Here is a 5,925-nt window from a genome sequence, read left to right on the forward strand (position 1 = left end):
GTGCGACCGGATCGCGCTAAGCCACGTCCACCTCGCCACAAACCTCATCGACATGCCGCCTACAAGGCATGCTGAGGCTTAACTTGGGTGGATTGATGTGCAACCCACGTCACCGCCGCACTTTCGTCGCCTCCAACGGGATCAATCTCCATCGCAACATCAAGGTCGCTATCGACACGCTGCATACCCTTCAGCCGGCTACCGAATATCCACGGTCGCCGGACGTGAGGCTGGCTCTCCGCCCAGGAGCGAAGCGTATTAATCACACCGAACAGCGCATCCTCGATCATCTACTTTTCCGATTTCTGTGGCACCCCTGGCAGTGAGCACTACCGCCCTCAGCGGCCGCAGTAGGCACAACCGCCTTGCAACGGGCCGAAGTTCATGGTCGTCGCCTTCTGTACAGTGCGGGATTCATTGAGGTGCTCGAGCGCGATCTGGTCACGCCTTGGTTTGTCAGCGTTCTGATACTCATTGATCAGCTTCACCGCTGCTTCCCGCTCAGCATCCGTCAGACTGACCCACACCGCCAAGACACGCTTTGCTTTCTCACTCATCTTAAGGTTCCCTAGAAAATTAACCACACGTCGCGCACTTGGCGCGCCGCCATACTGACATTGATGCGGGCTGGACCCGACACGTTGCGCACGCGCGCTGATATTGAATTAGGCTCGCACGCATCATTCTGCGCCTATCCTTGGCCGAGACATCCTGACCAATATCCTTCTGCTCCTGTTTGCGATCCGCCTCCAGCAGGGTCTTGAACCGTTCTTCGGCATCGCGACCCTTGAATCTGCGCAAGTCTTCCCAGGAATTCTTGAGCTCCGTATTCACCCTGCGAGAGTGCTCCGATGCCGCCAGTCTTTCCTCCCATCGGAACACCAGCGACCACAACGTCATCACAAAGAGCGGAATGCTAAGCCCGCCACTCACTTTCACCACCGTGGACAGTCGGACGGGGTCACTGAATGTCATCGCAATACCGCCAACACTGAGCGGAACGGCCAAGGACAGAAAGCTGAGAATACGCAGACAGTATCTCAGCCCTCTTGCGCGCCCTTCAAACAGAAAGGCGGTGCCGTAGGCATAGATTTCCTTCTCAAGACATTGCTGTTCTAAATTCTGCTTTGTCATCGCTGGGAGATTTCGATAGTCTTGATCATCAGCCGCACCGCATACTAATTCCACACGCCTGCAGGCTTTTCCTGTGTCGACGTCTACTAACGGCTATTCGAGGATGGTTTGAAGACGGGCGAGCGCATCTTCTACAACCTCGGCGGGTGCCCGTTCGATCTTCCTCGCACCGCGAGCCTCAAGGTCCAGCGTGCGCACCATGTTCACCAGCGCGACACCTTGGGTCTCCGTCCCAGCACCAGACAGCGGAACAGCAAAACCAGCGAAGCGCGCGAAATCGCCTCCCTGCGTAATCGGTGCAACCAGGGCAACACCCAGAGCGTTGAATGCTGCCGGTGAAAGCACAAGCGCAGGACGGAAATCCCCCTGCTGCTCACGCCCCTCCGTTGGGTTCAAGCTCACTCGCACAATGTCACCCCGGTCAAACTTGGCGCGCCTCACCATACTTCGCGCCCCACCGGTTTGACCCCGCTCCAATCGCCCAGCCCCTCAGGGGTCGGCGCCTTGGGGTCGCACTGAGCAACCAACTCATCGAGTGAATACTTGTGCCGAGCGGGCTTAAGCATGACGCCGTCCGGGCGCACATCGACAGACAGCTTGTCTCCCAATGCCACCTTGAGTTGTTCAAGCAAGGTTGTGGGCAGGCGCACGGCCGCGCTGTTGCCCCATTTTTGAATTGACAGTTCCATCTCGGCACTCCTATTGCGTAGATCCATTGTAGATACACAGACGCAGAACGTCAAGATACTGTTTATACATTGTAGCTACTAAAGGGCACCACCAAGTGCTGCCGCCGCCTCTCGAAGCTCCTTGTTTGAAACTTCCAGATACGGCGCAATGTGGTCCAGTTCGGCATGCCCCAACAACGTTTGCACAGTTTCGAGCCAGTGCCCCTGTGCGAGGAGTCGGCTGGCAAACGTTCGGCGGCCAGAGTGGCTGCTGTAGCCGGAGCCAAAGCCCGCCGCACGGTACAGGCCTGTAACGTAGCTCTGCAGACTGTCGGCCGCCAGGTACTCGACCGGGTCGCCGGCATCGTTGATGCGACGCTTGACACTTAGCTCGTACCGACCGCCCTTGTGCGTCAGGATCAGACACGTCTCTGGCATCAGGCCCCGCCACGTGCGGCGATCCATTGCCGTGCCCTTGTTGTTCAGCCATCGCCATTCGATGTAGCGTTCCAGGGCCGCCACTGTCTTCGGATGGCTGAGATAGACGCAACGCTGCCGGCAACCCTTCGTGATTGCCGCTCGCAGGCTCACCTCTTCGCGAAGTTGGCCGCTGGGCAGCAGAACGTCGGCGACTTCGATTTGGGCAACCTCAGACACCCGCATGCCGCAGGTGAATGCCAGTAACAGGATGAGCGTGTCGCGCTCCGGGTGCCGGCTGGTGGCTTCGGTGACACGGAGCAGGTGTCGGATCTGGGACGGTTTGAGGGTTGGCGCGTCTGATGTGCATCGTTTCTCCATCTCGGAATACGCTCGATTTCGAGATTTGTTACGAGGGAGAAACGGCCAGCGCTCCTTTCCATGATAAACCGGCCAGTTACCTGGCGTCCTCGGAAAAATCCAAGGGCGGTCAGCAGAAGTTCCGGCTGATGGTCTCAAGCTGGCCGAACATCGACGAGAGATCGATCGCGCCTAGATGCCGACCATGACCGCGCCGATGCCAGCGCAACCACTGCCGGGCAGCAACGCAAGCCCGGCAATGCTAGCGACGGTGACCATCGGCAAGTACGTTGACGGCACGCCGCTGTATCGCATGGAAGACGCGCTCGAGCGCGCCGGCATTGCAGTTGGCCGTGGCACGCTGGCGAACTGGATCATCCGGCCCGCGCAACTGCACTACAGCCGGCTGTACGAGGCGCTGCGCCGCACCTTGCTATCGCTGTGCGCGGATGAAAGTAATGAACTGCTCGAACGTGAAACGGTCGGGCCGAGCAGGCATGCCATCGGCTTCGGAGCCAGCGTACCGGTCGCTGTCGAGTGCAGAATGGATTTCGTAATCCGCCTTGACCGCGCTCAACGTGTACCCGAGCAGCTCGAGTCGCGAAACCATCGAGCCGAGGGCGCGGCAAAAGCACATCTCGCTTTGGGCGACATCTTCTTCTGGATGTTGCTCGTAGTAGTCGTAGTTGATGTGAGGGTGCCGGCGGCGCTGACGGTCTCGCTCCTGAAACAGCATGCCGTGTCCATGCCGATGTATCGCGTGTTGTATGTGAGCTCGATGTCGCCCACGGTCAGTGTAATGGGTGTACTCATTGGGTAATTCTAATTGCGCCGGCGTCGGCCCTTATGCACACGCGCCGCATAAAGTGAGGGCAACCAGGAAGACTTGCTGCAGGCGGCTTTCCGGCGGGTTAGCGCCGGATTTTGCAGCAAAAAGTACGACTACTCCTAATCGGGCAAAGGAAGTCGGAATCGGGCGCCCAACTGCCTAAAAACTCGACTCAGTAGCGTTCAGCTTCCGGACTGTGAAATCATACAGTTCTCACCTGCACTGGCGGAAAGCAGACCGTTTGTGTGGGGACTTCAGCCCCGCTAAGGAGGGGCCAGCGTGTGCCCTAAACAGGTTTTCATGGCAGACCGAGTCGCTCCTTCATTTGATCGAATAGCTCAGCATAGCTGCCACACGTATAACTTTTGTCGTAGCGATATTTTTCGCCTCCCGATTTGCACTTCAATATAGCGACTTCGTCATGCGGAATGCGGTAGTCTACTCCATTCCAGTTGCGAAGCAGAACACCCTCTCGCCGGGTCGACCAATCTGGCATATTTCCTCTCAGTCGAGATAATTCTGCGAGAAATTCGCTAACACTGGAATATCTTTTGTCGGCGGAAGAAATGGCTGCTCTCAATGTGCGCTTGATGGCAGCCGGAACGTAGTGAGGAAGAGTAGAAAAGTCCACCAAATTCCCGCGTAAAACTTTCTGTTCGATGCATGAATCCAAATAAATGGATTGCTCATATCCACCGTGAATGCCGGCAAGCTCCGATTTTTGTTTTTTTGTCAAATAACTAAGTAAATCATTGCTCAAAGACCCGCCAAATAGCAAAAATCCAATAAGCCCTGCCTGGTATATATCTGATGAAAAATTAAAGAATGATTCCGCACCAAAAGCCTCAGGCGGCCTAAACAAAATGCTGTGCTTCGATGCCGGTGCGCTACCTGTTTTCTCATCGATTCGCCGAACCGAACCGAAATCCGCAATCAAGAGATTGTCGTCATGAACCAACAGATTTTCTGGCTTCAAATCCCGATGCACAAGCAAATTCGGACTCATATGCAATGCCGCAATTCCGGATAAAAGTTGGCATAGCAACTTATGAGCCAGAGGAAGTGAAATAAAGTACGTATCCAAGAAATTTGCGAGGTCGCCTTCACTCGCGGCTGGCGTCATGAAATATGAGCAGTCCTTGCCCACCTTTCTGGCGTCGTATACTTTAAGAACATTTTCGTGATTTATCTTTGCAATAATCGCCGGCTCTTGATCAATATCATTTTCCCCGTGGAAATATATCTTTATAGCAACTTCCTTTTGGAGTACGCTATGCCGGCCAATAAGTACATACCCGTTCGCCCCAGAGTCATTGAATGATGCGATCTCGAACTCTGAAAATTGCTTTAGTGCGCTGATGGCTTCTTGCGGCAAATTAGAAATATCAAGAGCCATGGATCAATTCAACCCCTCGTAAGCCAAATCATATGCTTTACCAAGATCTGCCGTGGTGGGGCGGTTAATTTTAAGTCCGTTCTCCCTCCGCTCAGTCGCCGCAATGGTCGCATTGTGGGCAAAGGTTAGCGGCGCGGGCGACGTGGCAAGCAGAACGCCCTCAATCAGGAATGTTCCTGCCCCACCTGCACCTTGCCCGGCAGTCGCCCTGCGATTTACCACAATTTTGTCTATTGAATGCTCAGCACAAAAAGCTCTGAGCGCCTGCACGAACACCTCGACATCATCTTGTGACGGATTCTTGATGAGTTCGAGTTTATTGAATCGACTGCCAACTAATGTATGCGACTCTCGAGTACCGGTGAGCGCAACGATTCGAGCGAGGTTTGCCTTCAAGAAAACGCCAGCGACTACCATTCATCGATCTCCATAGAATTAGCACGGACGTCACTGTCAGCGCCGGGTGGGATTCTGTCACAATATTGACTAAGAAATCGTGATATTCGTCTGATACGAGCAAGAAGCTGCGAGAAGCTCTTAAGAGGAGGGTTGACGTTAGCGGTCGCGGCTTCAGAAGGAGCCAGGACGGGCTGGTCAGCACGCGAGCGGTAGCCAAAAAAAGCCCTCTGCTGTATGTGAAGCCTCACATATTTGCGAATTCCGGCCGGCCCTCTGTGCCGTCCCGCGATATTGAAGAAGCTATCCGACCCGGAAAAACTCCACCGACTGCCCCGCATTGACCGCCCGCCGCAGCCAGTCGGGCATCTCGCCGGTCCCGTCCCAGCTCTGCCCCGCGGCGTTGCGGTAACAGACCACTGGCGGTGGCGTTGGTGCGGGTGGCGGCGGTGACGCAGGGGGCGGCGGATCGAAGCACCCCGCCGCTTCCAGCTCCTCCATGGTCAGCCCGTAGTCGGCCATCTCCGCCTGGATCCAGCGGATCGCCGCCGCCCGCTCAGTTTTTGCTGTCGTCGCTGCTGTCGCTGCCGTCATCCGGGTTGGAGGCGGCCGTCGGCGCGCCCTGCTTTTCGTCCCGCTGTCCGTCCAGTTTTTCGCCTGGCCCCTCCTTGTCGGTCGGCGCGGGGCCACCGGCCTTGCGCCGCCGCCCGGGTGGCGCCACCCGC

The 5,925-nt window shown here is 56.3% G+C and carries 10 protein-coding genes and 1 pseudogene; 1 reads left to right on the forward strand and 10 read right to left on the reverse strand.

The window, feature by feature from the left end:
• Positions 1-59 precede the first annotated feature (59 nt).
• The 6 genes from ACYP5B_RS17380 to ACYP5B_RS17405 all read right to left on the reverse strand — a co-directional run bounded on the left by ACYP5B_RS17380 (position 60) and on the right by ACYP5B_RS17405 (position 2,600).
• Entirely contained in the window at positions 60-290 is a 231-nt protein-coding gene (locus ACYP5B_RS17380) for a nucleotidyltransferase family protein (protein ID WP_459570500.1), read from the reverse strand.
• 48 nt (positions 291-338) lie between these two features.
• Positions 339-557: a hypothetical protein gene (locus ACYP5B_RS17385; RefSeq protein ID WP_459570501.1), complete on the reverse strand. Its 219-nt coding sequence runs from the start codon at positions 555-557 to the stop codon at positions 339-341.
• Between the two features lie 19 nt (positions 558-576).
• Positions 577-1,134 (reverse strand): mobilome CxxCx(11)CxxC protein, encoded by a 558-nt coding sequence (locus ACYP5B_RS17390; RefSeq protein WP_459570502.1) that lies wholly within the window; start codon positions 1,132-1,134, stop codon positions 577-579.
• Between the two features lie 93 nt (positions 1,135-1,227).
• Positions 1,228-1,578 carry a type II toxin-antitoxin system ChpB family toxin gene (locus tag ACYP5B_RS17395; protein ID WP_459570503.1) on the reverse strand — a complete coding sequence of 117 codons (351 nt, stop codon included), beginning with the start codon at positions 1,576-1,578 and terminating at the stop codon, positions 1,228-1,230.
• Positions 1,572-1,823: an AbrB/MazE/SpoVT family DNA-binding domain-containing protein gene (locus tag ACYP5B_RS17400; RefSeq protein WP_459570504.1), complete on the reverse strand. Its 252-nt coding sequence runs from the start codon at positions 1,821-1,823 to the stop codon at positions 1,572-1,574. Before ACYP5B_RS17400 ends, ACYP5B_RS17395 begins: the two co-directional genes overlap by 7 nt.
• A 78-nt stretch (positions 1,824-1,901) precedes the next feature.
• A complete protein-coding gene (locus ACYP5B_RS17405; RefSeq protein WP_459570505.1) occupies positions 1,902-2,600 on the reverse strand; it encodes a tyrosine-type recombinase/integrase in 699 nt (232 codons plus the stop codon).
• Between the two features lie 178 nt (positions 2,601-2,778).
• Between ACYP5B_RS17405 and ACYP5B_RS17410 the strand changes: the two are divergent.
• Positions 2,779-3,018: pseudogene (locus tag ACYP5B_RS17410) on the forward strand (IS66 family transposase); the annotation flags it as partial.
• Here the strand turns inward: ACYP5B_RS17410 and ACYP5B_RS17415 are convergent.
• The 4 genes from ACYP5B_RS17415 to ACYP5B_RS17430 all read right to left on the reverse strand — a co-directional run bounded on the left by ACYP5B_RS17415 (position 3,013) and on the right by ACYP5B_RS17430 (position 5,794).
• Positions 3,013-3,315, reverse strand: coding sequence for a HEPN/Toprim-associated domain-containing protein (locus ACYP5B_RS17415; protein WP_459570509.1), 303 nt, complete (start codon positions 3,313-3,315; stop codon positions 3,013-3,015). The pseudogene ACYP5B_RS17410 and the gene ACYP5B_RS17415 sit on opposite strands and share 6 nt — an antisense overlap.
• A gap of 391 nt (positions 3,316-3,706) precedes the next feature.
• A complete protein-coding gene (locus ACYP5B_RS17420) occupies positions 3,707-4,804 on the reverse strand; it encodes a protein kinase domain-containing protein (protein WP_459570506.1) in 1,098 nt (365 codons plus the stop codon).
• A 3-nt stretch (positions 4,805-4,807) separates the two neighbouring features.
• Entirely contained in the window at positions 4,808-5,221 is a 414-nt protein-coding gene (locus tag ACYP5B_RS17425; RefSeq protein WP_459570507.1) for a DUF3010 family protein, read from the reverse strand.
• Positions 5,222-5,503: 282 nt separating this feature from the next.
• Positions 5,504-5,794 carry an H-NS family nucleoid-associated regulatory protein gene (locus ACYP5B_RS17430; RefSeq protein ID WP_459570508.1) on the reverse strand — a complete coding sequence of 97 codons (291 nt, stop codon included), beginning with the start codon at positions 5,792-5,794 and terminating at the stop codon, positions 5,504-5,506.
• Positions 5,795-5,925: the final 131 nt, after the last annotated feature.

It is taken from the genome of Cupriavidus sp. 8B (assembly GCF_054589115.1).